Origin of the sequence: Psychroserpens algicola (assembly GCF_014526325.1) — a bacterium.
GTDB lineage: Bacteria > Bacteroidota > Bacteroidia > Flavobacteriales > Flavobacteriaceae > Psychroserpens > Psychroserpens algicola.
In genome coordinates, this window is sequence record NZ_JACNMJ010000008.1 from 61,615 (window position 1) to 79,348 (window position 17,734).

Below are 17,734 nucleotides of genomic sequence, written 5' to 3' on the forward strand. Positions count from 1 at the left end.
GATACTATCAAAACTACTTACTTTTTACGATTCTGCAAAATAAATTAGCTGTATGACCATATAATTAACATTAATTATAAATTAGTCGTCATTATTTCTTTTAATCATTTCGCAAAAAAAGAAATATAAGTACTTTTGTCAGTCATAAAGCAAAAACAATACCAAAGCATGGACATCCCATCAAAATATTCAGCTCAAACCATAGAAAATAAATGGTACGACTACTGGATGACGCATAATTACTTCCATTCAACACCAGATGAAAGAGAACCTTATACCATAGTAATTCCACCACCAAATGTGACAGGAGTGTTACATATGGGGCATATGCTTAATAATACCATTCAAGATGTATTAATTCGTCGTGCCAGATTACAAGGAAAAAACGCCTGTTGGGTTCCAGGAACAGACCATGCATCTATTGCTACAGAGGCGAAAGTTGTAGCAAAATTGAAAGCGCAAGGTATTGATAAAAACGATTTAACTCGTGAAGAGTTTTTGAAGCATGCCTGGGAATGGACAGAAGAATACGGAGGCGTCATTTTAGAACAGTTGAAAAAATTAGGATGTTCCTGTGATTGGGATCGTACTAAATTTACAATGGATGATGATATGAGTGAAGCCGTAATTAAGGTTTTTGTTGATTTGTACAACAAAGGTCTTATTTATAGAGGTTATCGTATGGTTAACTGGGATCCTGAGGCTAAGACCACATTGTCTGATGAAGAAGTTATTCATGTTGAAAAACAAGGACTGCTGTACTACTTAGAGTATCAGGTTGAAGGTAGTGATGAAAAATTAACTATTGCGACAACGCGACCAGAAACTATTTTTGGCGATACAGCAATTTGTATTAATCCAACAGATGACCGTTTTAAACATTTAAAAGGTAAAAAGGCTATTGTTCCTATTTGTGGCAGAGTAATCCCTATAATTGAAGATGACTATGTCGATATCGAATTCGGTACTGGTTGTCTAAAAGTTACACCAGCTCATGATGAAAATGATAAAGTTTTAGGTGATAAACACAATTTAGAAATTGTAGATATTTTTAATGCTGATGCTTCCCTTAATAGCTACGGAATGCATTACGAAGGACAAGATCGTTTTGCTGTTAGAAAAGCCATAGCTAAAGAATTAGAAGCTGCAGGCCTATTGGTAAAAACGGAGAACCATATCAATAAAGTAGGAACGTCAGAACGTACTAAAGCTGTCATAGAACCACGTTTAAGTGATCAGTGGTTTTTGAAAATGGAAGAATTAGCTCAACCTGCTATTGATGCCGTTTTAAATACTGGAGATGTAAAGCTCTTTCCTAAGAAATTTGAAAATACCTACAGACATTGGATGGAGAATATTCGTGACTGGAATATCTCACGTCAATTGTTATGGGGACAACAAATTCCAGCATATTTTTATGGTGATGGAAAAGAAGATTTTGTTGTTGCAGAAACCATTAATGAAGCACTTGATTTAGCAAAAGAAAAAACAGGTAATTCAGGTTTAACTGCTGAAGATTTAACTAAAGATACTGATGCTTTAGACACTTGGTTTAGCTCGTGGTTATGGCCAATGAGTGTTTTTGACGGTATTCGTAATCCTGAAAATGAAGATATTAAATATTACTACCCAACAAATGATTTGGTAACAGGACCAGATATTTTATTTTTCTGGGTAGCGAGAATGATTATTGCAGGTTACGAGTATAAAGACCAGAGACCTTTTGAAAATGTTTATCTCACAGGTTTAGTAAGAGATAAGCAACGACGAAAAATGTCTAAATCTTTGGGTAACTCTCCTGACGCTCTAAAATTGATAGAAGATTATGGCGCAGATGGGGTTCGCGTTGGACTCTTATTAAGTTCGGCTGCTGGAAATGATTTGATGTTTGATGAAGCACTGTGTCAACAAGGAAGAGGTTTAGCAAATAAAATATGGAGCGCTTTTTATTTAACGACCCTTTGGGAGGTTGAAGATATAGAACAACCTAATTCTAGCAAAATAGCTTTAGACTGGTATGAGTCTAAATTTCAAGCAGCATTAGTAGAGATAGAAGATCATTTTAGTAAGTATCGTTTAAGTGATGCTTTGATGGTGATTTATAAATTAATTTATGATGATTTTTGTGGTTGGATGTTAGAAATGGTCAAGCCAGCATATCAACAACCAATAGATTCTAAAACCTATAAAAAGGTGATGTCTATTTTTGAAGAAAATTTAAAAATTGTACACCCGTTTATGCCGTTTATTACCGAAGATATCTGGCAAAGAATAAGCGACCGTTCACCCGAAGAGGCATTAATTATTGCTAAATGGCCAGAAGCTAAACCGGTTAAAACAGAATTGATCGCAGAATTTGATTTTGCCTCTGAAGTAATTTCAGGTGTTAGAAATATCAGAAAACAAAAGAATATTGCTTTCAAAGATGCTATTGGTTTTTCAGTAGTAAACAATGAACATGTAGCGTCAACTTTTGATGAGGTAATTTCTAAACTAGGTAATTTAGAGAGTTTTAATTATGTCAATGAACCTGTAGAAGGAGCTTTGACTTTTAGGGTTAAATCTAACGAGTATTTTATTCCTATGGAAGGAAGTATTGATGTAGATGCTGAAATAAAGAAGCTTACCGACGAGTTGACTTATACAGAAGGTTTTCTGAAATCGGTTCAAAAGAAATTGTCTAACGAACGTTTTGTAGCTGGAGCTCCAGAGCAAGTTGTAGCTTCTGAAAAGAAAAAAGAAGCAGACGCCTTAGCTAAAATTGAGACGTTAAAGTCTAGTTTAGCCAGTTTGAAATAAACAAATAGCAACATTTATTTTTAAGAAAGACCATATTTAAGTGGTCTTTTTTTATTACCATTCATTGATTTTATTACTATCTAACTTTATAAAAATAAATAGCAGTATTGTAAAGCCCCAAAGTCCGGAGCCACCATAGCTAAAAAAAGGCAACGGTATACCTACTGTCGGAATGAGTCCCATCACCATACCTGTGTTTATAGTAAAGTGGATAAATAAAATAGAGGCAACACCATAGCCATACACCCGACTGAACTGTGATTTTTGCGATTCGGCCAAAAAGAGAACCCTAATAATTAATCCCATAAACAGAAGTACAACCAAGCTGCTTCCTAAAAATCCCCATTCTTCACCAACAGTACTAAAAATATAATCTGTCTCTTGTTCTGGTACAAATTTTCCTGTTGTTCTCGTCCCTTGCATAAAACCTTTGCCTGTCCATCCACCTGAGCTAATAGCTTGTTCAGACTGGATGAGGTTATAGGCTTCTTCTTTCTTCATTTTCTCAAGCTTTATAGGGTCTTTTTCTAAGCGTAGCCATAAACTAATTCTATTTTGCTGATGTGGTTTTAGCACATGATCATAAAACATACGAACACCTGCCGAAAATGATATGCAAACCAATAATATTAAAATAGACTGAAGGATTGAAGCGCGTTTTTTTCTTCGGAAAAAATAAATACCAGACACTACGATAGCTGCAGCAATAGCTGTAATGAGAATTCCAAATTTAAGAGCTAATACCGCTAAAACAATTGCCGAAATTGCAATAATTAAATAGACTTGCTGAAGTCCCTCGCGATAAAACACAAAGAAAAACGATGCATATACAATGGTACTTCCGGCATCATTTTGAAGTAGTATCAAAATGGCAGGTAATACAATAATACCAACTGCTTTTAACTGGTCTTTGACGGTATCCATATCTGTTTGCAAATCACTCATGTATTTGGCAAGTGCCAAGGCAGTAGCAAATTTTGCAAACTCACTGGGTTGTATGGTCATGCTTCCAATTCCGTACCAGGAACGTGCTCCATTAACATCTTTCCCAAAAATAAATAGACCTACAAGCGCAAGCATGGAGACGATGTAAATTATACTGGCAAAGCGTTCATAAAACTTAGCCTCAACAGATAAAATTAAAATGATTAGGACAAAGGTTAGTCCGATAAATATAGCATGCTTTCCATACAGTTGACTCATGTCAAAGTAGCTCACGATGTCACCTTCATGAGAGGCAGACATGATATTAAGCCATCCAAAGCCCACAAGTAGTAAGAATAAAACAATAGTTATCCAATCAAAACGAAACCCTCTGTGCTGCTCTCTACTATGCATTATTATAATTTGGGTGTGTTAGCATTGCTATTAATAGAATTGTTAGATTCATTATCATTTGGAGGCTTTACTTTATCTATAACCTGTAAGGTAGTTTCACCATTAATTTTAAAGGGTTCACCTGAATACGGTTTAGCATATTCGTTTTCTAGACTATGTGTTAAAATCCAGTGTTCCATATCGGTTCTAGTAATCTCACCTTTAATGTATTTTTCTATCATCAAGCTCGCCATACGGCCAGCAAAACGGCTTCCCCAATACCCGTTTTCTACAAAAACAGCAATGGCAATTTTCGGGTTGTCTTTAGGTGCAAATGCTACAAAAATAGAATGATCTGTTAATTGCGTTTTTACACTATCAATTTTAACGAAATTTTCAGCAGTTCCGGTTTTTCCGCAGATATCAATACCTGGTATTCGAAGTGTTGCTGCTGTTCCTTTATTATACACATCAAACATGCCCTGTATTACAGGTTCAAAATGACGTTTGTCTATTGTTGTTTCGCGTCTGGTGGTGTATTTACTCGGAATGGTATCACCTTCAATTTCTTTGATAATATGAGGTGTGTAATAATAACCTCTATTTCCTATTGCAGCTGCCATATTAGCTAATTGAATAGGAGTTGCTTCAACTTCACCTTGACCTATGGCATTAGATACGATATAAGTTGAACCCCATCGGTTATCACCATAAGCTCTATCATAATAATCACCATCAGGAATTCTACCTTTTTGCCCTACAGGTAAATCGTAACCCAGATAATTACCTAATCCAAAACTTTTAGCATGATTTGCCCAGGTATTCATGCCGTTTCCAGCATCAGGATATTTATCAATTATTTTCCGGTATGCTGTCACAAAGTAGGCATTACAGGATTGAGCAATACCAGCATTCATGTCGACAGGGCTTTTGTGATGATGGCATCCGGTAAGTCTTCGGCTTCCATAGTAATAACCCATTCTACAAGTGACTTTTTCTTCAGGTGTAATTACACCTTCTTGCAAGCCTATAAGCGCATTGATGACTTTAAATGGAGAACCTGGAGGATATTGTGCCTGTAGGCCTCTGTCAAATAATGGTTTTGCTATACTGTCTCTGTATAGTTTGGTAAAGTTTTTAGAACGCTCTCTTCCTACTAATAAATTTGGGTTGTAACTAGGAGCAGAGACTAATGCCAGAATTTCTCCGTTTGTTGGGTCAATTGCAACGATTCCGCCTCTTTTATTGGTCATTAATAACTCACCATATTGTTGTAATTCAGAATCAATTGTAATTTTGATATCTTTTCCTGGTTGAGGCAAAGTATCAAATCGCCCATTTTTATAGGGACCGATATTTTTATTAAATCTATCTTTTTGGATAAACTTAATGCCTTTTACACCACGTAATACATCTTCATAGGATAGTTCAATACCTTGTTTTCCTATGAGATCACCCATTTTGTAATAAGGTTGTCTTTTTATAATACGTTGATTAACTTCTCCTAAATCTCCCAGAACATTAGCGCCTATTGAAGTTTGATAATCTCGTAATGATCGTTTTTGAATATAAAATCCGTCAAACTTTCTCATTTTTTCTTGAAGTACAGCATAATCTTTCTTAGATAGCTGTGGAACAAATACAGAAGGAATTCTAGGAGAATAATTTTTAGCTCTTTCAAATTTCTTATAGTAATCTTCACTAGAGATTTTTAGAAGTTTACAAAACTCATTCAACTGTTCATCATCAAGAGGTTCTACTTCCCTCGGAATTACCATGACATCGTAAGACGGCTGGTTAGCGACCAGTAATTTACCGTTGCGGTCATACACATAACCGCGTTTTGGATAGTCATAAACAGGTCTTATAGCGCTATCTTCAAAAAGGCTATATGCCTCTTTATTGTAGACTTGTAGATAAAACAGTCGTGCAATAAATAAGAATCCTACTGTAATGACCGTAAATAAAAGTAGAAGTTTTCTCATTGTTGTTTGTTACTAAAAAGTATCGATATTAATACACAGAGTATAATAGTAAAAATACTTGAAAATAACGTTTTCTGAAGGATTAAAATTATGTTCGAAATGTTAAAAATTTCCATCGTAAACATAATAAAATGATGAATGAAAATAAGTATTGAAAAATAGATAACCCTGTTGCCAAATTCAGTATTACTAAACTTTATACTTTGATGTTCATACATCATTCCGAAGGCAAATTTTAATACTGTTGGTCTTACAAATGCTATGGTAACGCATGCGGCTGCATGAACACCTCCAGAATCTGAAAATATATCTACAAATAGCCCTAGCATAAAACTTAAAAAAATAAAAAGTGTTCTGTTGTTATTTACAGGGAACAATAGTATAAATAAAACGTATGGATACGGATTTACAGAGCCTGCAAAATTGATGTGATTACAGATCAGTACTTGTACTAAGATTAGTAGAAAAAACCTAAAGATGCTATGAAGTGTGAGGCTATTCATCGATTGGGTTTTCGAGACGTTTAATTTCTTCTGCATCTAAATTTTCAATCACATATACATGTGAAAGGTTAGTCATATCGTTAAATAAATTAATTTCAACGGTATAGGTGTCACCACTTACATCTAATACAAATTCATCAATTACACCAATTGGAATGCCTTGTGGGAAAATAGAAGATTGTCCACCTGTTACAATAGTGTCACCTTCTTTAACAGGTGCGAATTTTGAAATATCGTTTAGCTGTACTTTTTGCGACGATTTACCGTTCCAAATTAAAGATCCAATATGATTAGAAGATTTTAATTGTGCGTTTATTCGGCTTTTAGTATTCAATATAGAAAGAATGCGCGCATAACCATTAGACGTATTATCTATGATACCTACAATGCCCTTTGAAGTGATTACTCCCATATCTTCTTTGATGCCAACTTTTTCTCCTTTGTTTATTGTAAGGTAATTTTTAGATGAAGCGTAATTATTGTTAATAATTTTTGCAGATTGAATTTTATATCGACCATTATACGACACACTATCTACAGAAGCATAACTTGATGAGGTAGAATCACTGCTATTTAACAATTGTGAGCGAAGTCTGTTATTCTCTTCAACTAGAATTTCATTTTGCGTTTTTAAACCGAAATAGTCTGAGATGCCGCTGGCACCTTCATAAACGCCTCCAGTGATAAAATTAGCGGAATTTATGAATTTACTTTTGTGGTAAGAATGCGATTGAATAGTTAATGCTAATGAAATAACAAACAACAGCAGAAACAAAAGGGAGGTCTTGTTTCTAAGGACAAAGTTGATAATTTGTTGCATGTTAAGCTATTCTGAATTCGGTTATTTAATCAATACACTTTTAAATTTTGGTAAGTTTTTAAGTGTAATTCCTGTACCTCTTACAACAGCTCTTAAAGGATCTTCAGCAATATAAACCGGTAAATCTGTTTTTTGAGACAGACGCTTATCCAGACCTCTTAACATTGATCCTCCACCTGCTAAATAGATACCAGTATTGTAAATATCTGCAGCTAATTCAGGTGGTGTTTGAGATAAGGTTTCCATGACTGAATCTTCAATTCTTAAAATAGATTTATCAAGAGCTTTAGCTATTTCACGATATGAAATCTGAACTTGCTTAGGCTTTCCAGTCAATAAATCACGGCCTTGAACACTCATTTCTTCCGGTGGAAGGTCTAAGTCTTCAGTAGCAGCACCAATTTGAATTTTTATCTTTTCAGCAGTGCGGTCACCTACATATAAATTATGTTGCGTACGCATGTAATAAATGATGTCATTTGTAAATACATCACCAGCAACTTTTACAGACTTATCACATACAATACCACCAAGTGCTATAACGGCTATTTCTGTTGTACCACCACCAATATCAACAATCATATTTCCTTTAGGTTGCATAATATCGATACCAATACCAATTGCAGCAGCCATTGGCTCATGTATAAGGTAGACTTCTTTTCCGTTAACACGTTCACAAGATTCTTTTACCGCTCGCATTTCTACTTCAGTAATTCCTGAAGGAATACAAACCACCATTCGTAAGGCAGGAGTAAATAGCTTCTTTTTAAGTGCAGGTATGTTTTTAATAAACATGCTGATCATTTGCTCAGAGGCATCAAAATCGGCAATTACACCATCTTTTAATGGCCTAATTGTTTTAATGTTTTCATGCGTTTTACCTTGCATCATGTTGGCTTCTTTACCAACGGCAATAATTTTACCAGAAATTCTATCTCTTGCAACTATCGATGGACTATCAACAACAACTTTGTCGTTGTGAATAATTAGTGTGTTTGCTGTTCCTAAATCTATGGCTATTTCTTCGGTTAAGAAATCAAAAAATCCCATTCGTTATTCTAATATTATGAGGGTGTTATTATCTAAAATGTTTGACGTGTTGTAAATGTAGTAAAATTAATGTTTAAAATGACGTGTTCCGGTCATTACCATTGCTAAATTATTTTCATTACAATAATCAATCGTCAATTGATCTTTAATTGAACCTCCAGGTTGTATCACTGCTGTGATTCCTGCTTTGTCTGCAATTTCTACGCAATCTGGAAACGGAAAAAATGCATCACTAGCCATGACAGCACCTTTTAGGTCAAAATTAAAAGATTGTGCTTTATGTATTGCTTGATTAAGTGCATCTACACGACTTGTTTGTCCGGTTCCACTAGCACACAACTGTTTGTTTTTTACTAAAACAATGGTATTCGATTTTGTATGCTTGCAAATTTTTGAGGCAAATATTAAATCTTCTAACTCGTTTTGAGTAGGTTTATTGTTAGTAGCATGAGTTAAATCAGCTACACTATCGGTTTTATTATCTCTATCTTGAACTAAAATGCCATTCAGACAGGTTCTAACAGTCGTTTCACGGAAGTCGATATCATGTAAAATCAATAAGATTCTATTTTTCTTTCCTTTGAGAATGTCTAGAGCTTCTTCTGAAAAAGAAGGAGCAATAACCACTTCACAAAATAGGGTGTGAATTTTTTCGGCTGTAGCCTTGTCAATTTCAGTGTTTGCAATTAAAATCCCTCCAAAGGCAGATACAGGATCGCCAGCTAGAGCATCTACATAAGCCTGATGAATACTGTCACGTTGTGCAAAACCACAGGCGTTATTGTGTTTTAGTATCGCAAATGTTGGTGCTTCACCTTTAAATTCATTGATAAGGTTTACAGCTGCATCAACATCTAAAAGGTTATTATAGCTTAATTCTTTTCCGTGAAGTTTCGTAAATATGTCATCGAAATTTCCGAAGAAAAAACCACGTTGATGAGGGTTCTCACCATAGCGTAGCACTTTTCCATTGGTTTCACTAATTTTTAAGGATGCAATGTCATGATTGGCATTAAAGTAATTGAAAATAGCCGAATCGTAATGTGATGATACATTAAATGCTTTAGCTGCAAAATGTTTTCTATCGGCTTCGGAAGTTGCTCCGCTTTTTGATGTCAGTAATTCTAAAAATTCAGAATAATCATCAACCGAAGATACGCAAACGACATCTGCATAGTTTTTTGCCGCTGCACGAATTAGAGAAATACCTCCAATATCGATTTTTTCAATGATATCCTGGTTTGAAGCTCCTGAAGCAACTGTTTTTTCAAAAGGGTATAAATCTACAATAACCAAATCAATTTGTGGAATATCAAAATCAACCAATTCTGCTACATCGCTATCATTATTTTGACGGTTTAAAATTCCGCCAAATACTTTAGGATGTAATGTTTTAACGCGTCCTCCAAGAATAGAAGGGTAGGATGTGACATCTTCAACTGGGATGACATCAATGCCTAAATCTTTGATAAATTTTTCTGTTCCTCCTGTAGAATAAATAGTAACGTTTTGTGCGTTGAGTTGCTTGACTATAGGTTCTAGTCCGTCTTTACTAAATACTGAAATTAATGCAGATGTAATGGTTTTGTTGTTGCTCATTTTAGTGTTGTTGTGTTGTGTTTTAATCGGCAATCAGATTTGCTGAAATTTAAAGCCCAAAAATACATAATATCATGAGTTATTATAAGTCGAAAACCGAGTTTATTTAAGTTTTTTGTAACAATAAATTGTTGAAAACGTCCTATCTTTATAATTCTAGAGAAAATCTAGTCAACCAAACCCAATTTATGCTTGTTTATCTAAGGCTGTTTAAAGAAAGTTTTTCGTTTGCAATCAATGCATTACGAAATAATAAACTGCGTACTTTTCTGTCTCTTTTAGGAATTACAATAGGTATTTTTTCAATCATTGCGGTCTTAGCTGCAGTAGATTCTTTAGATAAAAGCATCAAAGACCAATTGAGTGGTATTGATAAAAATACCATGTATTTAACTAAGTACTCTTTTGGGCCCACAGAAGTGCCTAGGTGGCAGCGTGATAATTTTCCGCAAACCGAATATGATGATTTTGAGTTTATACAGCGAAATGTGCCAGATATTAGTGCGATAGCCTATGTTATTTTTGGAGGCTCTGAAAATTTAAAATACGAAGGCAACACGGTTTCAGGAGTTAATGTTACGCCTGTGTCGAATGGCATCTACGATATTGAAAATTTGAAAGTCGAACAAGGACGATTTTATACCGAATCTGAATCTAATTCTGGTGCTCCAGTAATTGTTTTAGGAAGTGCAACAGCAACAAACTTATTTGATAACCTTAACCCAATAGGAAAGACTATTCGTGTTTACGGTAGAAAATTAACAGTTATTGGTGTGCTTAAAAAAGTAGGAACAGGATTAGGCGAGTCTCCAGATGAAAACGCTTATGTACCTGCAAACTTTGTGAGACGTTTTAAAAATGGTGGAGCCGAAGGACTGCCAGGAGCAATTATTTTAAAACCAGAAAAAGATGTTGATGTTGGTGCTTTTGAAGCCGTTTTAAAGCAAAAATTTAGAGCTTATCGCGGATTGAAAGCTGATGATCCAGATAACTTTTTTGTAAATAAAATATCAGGATTTACGCAATTTATAGATGGTATTATTTCAACTTTAAATCTCATTGGATGGATTATCAGTGGATTTTCACTTTTAGTTGGTGGTTTTGGTATTGCTAATATTATGTTTGTCAGCGTTAGAGAACGTACTAACTTAATTGGAATTCAGAAATCTTTAGGCGCAAAAAACAGATTTATCTTGTTTCAGTTTTTATTCGAAGCAGTTATTTTATCGCTTTTAGGTGGTATTATAGGAATAATTTTAGTGTGGATAGTTTCTATTATTGCTACGGAAATGGCTGGTGATTTTGAATTTATCTTGTCCTTTTATAATATTTTCTTAGGATTTTCCCTGTCAACTTTTATCGGACTGATATCTGGTGTTATACCAGCGATTTCAGCATCCAAGCTTGATCCTGTTGAGGCCATTAGAACAGGGATGTAAATCCAGTCTCCGTATTTTATTTCAAGTACGTTGATGTAATCTTTTCTACGTGGTAGATTTAGAGAATTTCTGAAACTTGTTCACAAACAAACTCTAAAAAGCGTTCATCTTCTTCAGAAAAAGGATTTGGTGTATTTGAGTCGATATCAATTTGGCCTATGTTTTCATCATTTAAAAAAATAGGAATCACAATTTCAGCTTTTACAGTGATACTACAAGCAATATAATTGTCTTGAGCTGAAACATCAGGAACTACAAAATTTTTGTTTGAAACAGCAACTTGTCCGCAAATTCCTTTCCCAAAAGGAATAATCGTATGATCTGTAGGTTCTCCAACGTATGGTCCTAATTTTAATTCGTTTTTGTCACCGTTTTTAAAATAAAAACCTACCCAATTATAGTAATCTATATGTTGTTCAAGGAGTTGGCAAATAGCTAACAAGCGTTCATCAACACTATTAGAGCTTGTGATTATAGATGTAACCTGAGGTTTTAGGGCTTCAAATGTCATGGGTTTCATAAATTTTGGTAAAAGTATTTAAAAAGTGCCATTTCTAGATTCATTTTATATAATTTTAACTACATAAAATCAATTGTATTGAAAGCCCTTCTTATAAAATATAAATCTGTCGTAAAGTTTATTCTGACCTTTCTATCGGTTTATTTTGTTTTAACACTAGCTTACAAATACTATTTAGACTTGTCTGATGGGTCTAAATACTATCCAGATTATATAACTCATCTGGTCGCTAATCAAAGTGAATTGGTATTAAACGCTTTTGGTTATGACACAGTGATTGTATCACATCCCGATGAGCCGTCGATGAAATTAATTGTTAAAAATAAGTTTGTGGCTAGAGTGGTAGAAGGATGTAACTCAATAAGTATAATTATTTTGTTTGTATCTTTTATTGCTGCGTTTTCTGCTCGGTTTAAATCTACATTCATATACATGCTTTCAGGAAGTGTACTTATCTATTCAGTGAATTTACTTCGTATTGCAATTCTATCTATCGGTTTGTATAACTATCCGTGGCGACGAGATATATTGCACACTGTTATTTTTCCGATGATTATTTACGGGATTGTATTTTTACTATGGATGTTTTGGGTGAATCGATTTTCTAAACAACAAAAAAAGCATGCGTAATCCAATCACTTATATATTAATTCTGGTTTTATTTGGGCTGCTTGTTCTCATCCGCGTTTTTGAAAACGAATTGTTTTATGATCCTTACTTGCTGTTTTTTAAAAGTGATTATTTGCACATGGATTTTCCGCGTCGTGAAATATTAAAACTGACACTTTATACAACATTGAGATATGTGTTAAATACCTTGATTTCACTAGGTATTATTTATCTGTTTTTTAAAGATAAATCTATTGTGAAATTTTCGGTTATCATATACACCATTGCCTATATAATTTTGTTATCATTCTTTCTGTATTTTGTTATTCATCCACGTCAGGAAGATTACTATCTGTTTTTTAATTTCAGGCGTTTTTTAATTCAGCCGATACTATTAATACTGCTTATTCCTGCTTTTTATTACTATAAATTAAAACAATAAAAAGTGTTAAGCAATTTGTAAACTGAGTGTTAGTAGTTCTTTTTTTTGTAAATTTGCCTCATGTTAAAACAATTTTTACATAAAGCAGCATCTACAATAATGGCATTGTTATTATTGTTGTCAACCGTATCTTTTACTGTTGAAAAGCACTTTTGTGGAGATGTTTTAATTGATGTTGCAGTGATAGGTGAAGTTGAAAAATGCCAAATGGAAGCTTTTGAAATCGAACAAGAAAAGCTTACAAAAATGTCATGTTGTAAAGATGTTCTTGATGTTATCGAAGGTCAAAATCAATTAACGCTAAAGTCGTTTGATGATTTAGATGACCATCATCAATTATTTCTTATAGCATATGCACAATCTTATCATGCATTATTTGAGGTGTTGCCTAAGCAAACGGTACAACATTTACATTATTCTCCTCCAAAGTTGGTCGCCGACATACAAACGCGCGATCAGGTGTTTCTCATTTGATACAATACTGTTTTCCAGACTTAACAGACTGAAACCCTTCAGTCTTAAACGTATTATATCAAAAAAAACATAATGACACATAGATATACAATTACAGGTATGACTTGTAATGGGTGTAAGGCTTCAGTAGAAAAAGCCTTGACAGCCATTGATGGTATTGAAACTGTTGCGGTTGATTTACAACAATCTGAAGCAAGGTTAACAATGTCTAAGCCTATTTCAGAAGCTATTTTGCAAGAGGCTTTACCAGAAAAATACACCATTACAGAACAAAAAGAAAGCAATGTTTTTGCTTCAGTTTCTAATAACGATACAGATAATAAAAGTGAACTAAAACAGTTGTTTCCGTTGTTTTTAATATTTGGTTATATCCTTATTGCTTCGTTTTTAATGAATAAAAACCCTTGGAATCCAGAAGCTTTTATGCTTGACTTTATGGGGTTGTTCTATATCGTTTTTAGCTTTTTTAAGCTTCTAGACTTAAAAGGTTTCCCCGAAAGTTTTAAAATGTATGACCCTTTAGCAAAACAAATTCCTATATATGGTTGGATATATCCTTTCATAGAACTTGCCTTAGGCTTACTATTTTTAATGCGTATTGAAATTCCTATCGCTTTAGTGGTCACCTTAATTATTTTAGGCATTACAACGATTGGTGTTACAAAAGCATTGTTAGATAAAAAGGTGACTCAATGTGCTTGTTTAGGCACTGCTTTAAAGCTTCCTATGACAAAGGCGACCTTTATCGAAAATACCGTTATGCTTATCATGGCAGTCATTATGCTCATAAAAACCTACAGTTAAATGAAATACATTATATATATATTAATAATGCTTCCTGTACTTGCCTTTTCTCAAGACAAGATAGAAGGCATCGTCACTGAAGCAACATCAGATGATAAAATTTATCCACTCGCTGGAGCCAATGTGTTTTGGCTGGATACATCAGTTGGAACGGTTACTGATATCGACGGAAAGTTTAGTATTCCCTATCAGCCCAGCTATACAAAACTTGTGATTAGTTTTGTTGGTTTTAAAACCGATACACTTACGATTACCGAACCTAAATTCATCAAACATTTACTTGAAGCTACAAGTGATTTAGACGAAATTACCTTAACGGCACGTAAACAGGCAACTTCAAGGTCTTATTTAAGTTCGCAAAATATTACGACGGTGAGTAGTGCCGAATTACTCAAAGCAGCGTGTTGTAACCTGTCTGAAAGTTTTGAAACCAATCCGTCTATTGACGTTAATTTCTCTGATGCAGTTACAGGAACGCGACAAATAAAAATGTTGGGATTAACCAGTAAGTACATTTTAATTACTACTGAAAATATTCCATCAATCAGAGGTGCATCTCAAGCGTATGGGTTGAGTTTTATTCCTGGAACTTGGGTAGAAAGTATCCAAATCACTAAAGGAGCAGGAAGTGTCGTAAATGGCTTTGAAAGTATTGCCGGACAAATTAATGCCGAATTACAAAAGCCTACAACTGATGATAAGTTTTTCCTGAATCTCTATGGTGCAAGTAGTGAACGACTTGAGTTGAATACACATTTCAACACCAAAGTGAGTGATAAATGGAGCACAGGGATTTATCTTCATGGTAATACGCATCAAAAAGAACATGATGTAAATCATGATGGTTTTTTAGATATGCCATTATATAATCAAATTAATGTGATGAATCGCTGGCAATATACCAATCCAGAAAAAGGTTTGGTGAGTTTTATTAATGTGCGCTACCTTAACGACAGTAAGCAGTCTGGGCAATTAGATTTTAATCCAGATACCGATCGATTAACTACTAATGCTTGGGGAAGTGAGATTGATACCGAACGCTTTGAGTTGTCTACAAAATTTGGGTATGTAAATCCTGAAGTGCCTTGGCAAAGTTTAGGTGTTCAATTTGCATTTAGTAATCATAACCAAAATTCTTATTTTGGATTAAATACGTATGATATAAACCATAACAGTGTTTACTCCAATGTGATTTATAATAGCATAATCAGTGATTCCAGGCATAAAATTAAAACAGGCTTAGGCTTTACTTATGACCATTATGATGAGAATGCTCTTAACACGACATTTGAACGTAGTGAACGCTCTGCTGGCGCTTTTTTTGAGTATGCTTATGACGACTTAGACAAATTAACAGTCACGGCAGGATTGCGATTTGATACGCATAATTTATTAGGTGAATTTATCACGCCTCGTTTGCATGCGCGTTATACACCATGGGAAAAATCGGCTTTCCGTGCCTCAATTGGTAGAGGTAAGCGCAGTGCTAATATTTTTGCTGAAAATCAAAATATGTTCGCTACCTCGCGGTCGATTAATATTTTAAATTCTAACGGAAATATCTATGGGTTAGATCCTGAAATTGCATGGAATTATGGTGTGTCTTACCTTCAAGGGTTTAATCTCTTCGGAAGAAAAGCAGATATTACATTTGATTTTTATAGAACCGATTTTCAAAACCAGGTTGTTGTCGATTGGGAAAATCCACAGGAAGTGAATTTCTATAATTTAGAAGGTGATAGTTTTGCTAATAGTTTTCAAGTAGAATTAAATTATAATGTGTTTGAGAATTTCGATTTTAGGACAGCTTATAAATATTATGATGTGCAAACCGATTACACCTCTGGTAGGCAAACAAAACCATTAATACCAAAACATCGTTTTTTTGCTAATGCTTCGTACGAAACACATGTAAAAGAAGGAAAAGCGAATCCTTGGAAATTTGATGTGACGTATAATTGGTTAAGTGAGCAGCGATTTGCTTCAACAAGTGCTAATCCTATAGCGCTCAGACTACCTGATGAGTCACCTACTGTGGGAACTCTGAATGCACAGGTGACTAAAGTATTTTCTCCAAAATTTGAAGTATATTTAGGTGGTGAAAATATAACAAATGTCAGGCAAAGTAATCCTATTTTAGGAGCCGATGATCCGTTTGGTTCAAATTTTGATACGACATTTGTGTATGGCCCAATTTTTGGGAGTATGTATTACGCAGGATTACGATATAAAATTAAATAATAACTTAGATTCCATAGCTTATATGGATTCAATAAAACTTTATAAAGACAATAGATTATGAAAAAAGTACTTTTATTATTTTCTGTAGTATTAACAACAGCAGCATTTGCTCAAAACAAAAATGCTAAAGCTTCTATAGAAGTCGATGGTGTGTGTTTAATGTGTAAAGACCGTATAGAAAAGGCTGCCATTAGAACCAAAGGCGTAAAATCTGCCGTTTGGAATGTAGAAACGCACGAACTGAAATTGATTTTTGATGAACGCAAAACCGATTTAAAAAAGATTAGTGCTAAAGTGGCGTCTGTTGGTCATGATACTAAAGAAATCAAGGCTACAGATGAGGCCTATAACTCCGTTCATCCGTGTTGTAGATACAGAGATGAAAATGTTGTTGGAGATCACAAAAATTAATCTGATTTTAAAATAGATAATAAACTATCACAGTTTTTAATGCCACGTTCAGTGGCATTTTTTTTGAATACAAGCGAACCGCTCATACTCTGGAGTATATTTTTAAACTTTTGTTCATTTTTAAAACCAAATGCGCCTTGTCTCATAGCATCGTAATCGGCATAATCCATTAAATAAGCTCCCAGATAATCTCTGTGTATGATTTCTTGTCGCTCATAATCTTTTAAGATTTTTTTATAAGCAGCATAATGAGTTTCAATTGCGGCTTTTAATTCAAAATTATCTATAAGTTTAAAATCCCCAGAATTAATCATGGTTTGATAGGTGATGTCTTTAGGGTAAAATTCGACCAAACTAAACAGGCTGAATATATGTCTTAAGGATTTTAGTTTTTCAGGATTATCGGTATTTATCAACGGAAGCACCTCGTTAAGAGTCTGTATTTTTGAGCCAATTTCAGCTAAATTAGCTGTAAGATTTTCCTTATCGATTGCAATATCATTTCTAATATTCGTTAAGTATTGATTTTTTGTAGCTTCATCTTTACGATTATCAGCACATTTATTCATACTAAAAGCAATAGAAATACCAACAATAACAATGAGTATTTCTCCTGTAGCGTAGCGAAATCCTTTTTTCATAATGGTTAGTTTTTTTAAAGCTATGAAAATTAATTTAATAAAAAAGCCTTTGATAAAATCAAAGGCTTTTTTTGAAAAAT

General features: G+C 34.2%; 15 protein-coding genes. 8 read left to right on the forward strand and 7 right to left on the reverse strand.

The window, feature by feature from the left end:
- Window positions 1-168 precede the first annotated feature (168 nt).
- Window positions 169-2,799: a valine--tRNA ligase gene (locus H7350_RS15105; protein ID WP_204346765.1), complete on the forward strand. Its 2,631-nt coding sequence runs from the start codon at window positions 169-171 to the stop codon at window positions 2,797-2,799.
- 54 nt (window positions 2,800-2,853) lie between these two features.
- On the opposite strand, the gene rodA is transcribed toward H7350_RS15105, so the two are convergent.
- The 5 genes from rodA to purH all read right to left on the reverse strand — a co-directional run bounded on the left by rodA (window position 2,854) and on the right by purH (window position 10,073).
- Window positions 2,854-4,137, reverse strand: a complete 1,284-nt coding sequence (gene rodA, locus H7350_RS15110) for a rod shape-determining protein RodA (protein WP_204346766.1) — start codon at window positions 4,135-4,137, stop codon at window positions 2,854-2,856.
- 2 nt (window positions 4,138-4,139) lie between these two features.
- Window positions 4,140-6,101, reverse strand: coding sequence for a penicillin-binding protein 2 (mrdA, locus tag H7350_RS15115; RefSeq protein WP_204346767.1), 1,962 nt, complete (start codon window positions 6,099-6,101; stop codon window positions 4,140-4,142).
- Window positions 6,102-6,596: 495 nt separating this feature from the next.
- Window positions 6,597-7,424: a rod shape-determining protein MreC gene (gene mreC, locus H7350_RS15120; RefSeq protein WP_204346768.1), complete on the reverse strand. Its 828-nt coding sequence runs from the start codon at window positions 7,422-7,424 to the stop codon at window positions 6,597-6,599.
- A 21-nt stretch (window positions 7,425-7,445) separates the two neighbouring features.
- Window positions 7,446-8,474, reverse strand: a complete 1,029-nt coding sequence (locus tag H7350_RS15125) for a rod shape-determining protein (protein ID WP_033960946.1) — start codon at window positions 8,472-8,474, stop codon at window positions 7,446-7,448.
- A 66-nt stretch (window positions 8,475-8,540) separates the two neighbouring features.
- Window positions 8,541-10,073 carry a bifunctional phosphoribosylaminoimidazolecarboxamide formyltransferase/IMP cyclohydrolase gene (gene purH / locus H7350_RS15130; protein ID WP_204346769.1) on the reverse strand — a complete coding sequence of 511 codons (1,533 nt, stop codon included), beginning with the start codon at window positions 10,071-10,073 and terminating at the stop codon, window positions 8,541-8,543.
- Window positions 10,074-10,261: 188 nt separating this feature from the next.
- Here purH and H7350_RS15135 point away from each other — a divergent pair, with 188 nt between their 5' ends.
- A complete protein-coding gene (locus H7350_RS15135) occupies window positions 10,262-11,512 on the forward strand; it encodes an ABC transporter permease (RefSeq protein ID WP_204346770.1) in 1,251 nt (416 codons plus the stop codon).
- Window positions 11,513-11,570: 58 nt separating this feature from the next.
- On the opposite strand, the gene H7350_RS15140 is transcribed toward H7350_RS15135, so the two are convergent.
- Entirely contained in the window at window positions 11,571-12,023 is a 453-nt protein-coding gene (locus H7350_RS15140) for a GAF domain-containing protein (RefSeq protein ID WP_204346870.1), read from the reverse strand.
- Between the two features lie 87 nt (window positions 12,024-12,110).
- Here H7350_RS15140 and xrtF point away from each other — a divergent pair, with 87 nt between their 5' ends.
- From xrtF to H7350_RS15170, 6 genes are all read left to right on the forward strand, one after another.
- Window positions 12,111-12,662, forward strand: coding sequence for an exosortase family protein XrtF (gene xrtF / locus H7350_RS15145; protein WP_204346771.1), 552 nt, complete (start codon window positions 12,111-12,113; stop codon window positions 12,660-12,662).
- Window positions 12,655-13,083 (forward strand): exosortase F system-associated membrane protein, encoded by a 429-nt coding sequence (locus H7350_RS15150; RefSeq protein WP_204346772.1) that lies wholly within the window; start codon window positions 12,655-12,657, stop codon window positions 13,081-13,083. Before xrtF ends, H7350_RS15150 begins: the two co-directional genes overlap by 8 nt.
- Before the next feature lie 60 nt (window positions 13,084-13,143).
- Window positions 13,144-13,557 (forward strand): HYC_CC_PP family protein, encoded by a 414-nt coding sequence (locus H7350_RS15155; RefSeq protein ID WP_235989367.1) that lies wholly within the window; start codon window positions 13,144-13,146, stop codon window positions 13,555-13,557.
- 72 nt (window positions 13,558-13,629) lie between these two features.
- Window positions 13,630-14,361: a heavy-metal-associated domain-containing protein gene (locus H7350_RS15160; protein WP_204346773.1), complete on the forward strand. Its 732-nt coding sequence runs from the start codon at window positions 13,630-13,632 to the stop codon at window positions 14,359-14,361.
- Window positions 14,362-16,602 (forward strand): TonB-dependent receptor plug domain-containing protein, encoded by a 2,241-nt coding sequence (locus tag H7350_RS15165; RefSeq protein WP_204346774.1) that lies wholly within the window; start codon window positions 14,362-14,364, stop codon window positions 16,600-16,602.
- A 57-nt stretch (window positions 16,603-16,659) separates the two neighbouring features.
- Window positions 16,660-17,013 (forward strand): heavy-metal-associated domain-containing protein, encoded by a 354-nt coding sequence (locus H7350_RS15170; RefSeq protein WP_204346775.1) that lies wholly within the window; start codon window positions 16,660-16,662, stop codon window positions 17,011-17,013.
- On the opposite strand, the gene H7350_RS15175 is transcribed toward H7350_RS15170, so the two are convergent.
- Window positions 17,010-17,654, reverse strand: a complete 645-nt coding sequence (locus H7350_RS15175) for a DUF6090 family protein (RefSeq protein ID WP_204346776.1) — start codon at window positions 17,652-17,654, stop codon at window positions 17,010-17,012. The two genes, H7350_RS15170 and H7350_RS15175, sit on opposite strands and share 4 nt — an antisense overlap.
- Window positions 17,655-17,734 lie beyond the last annotated feature (80 nt).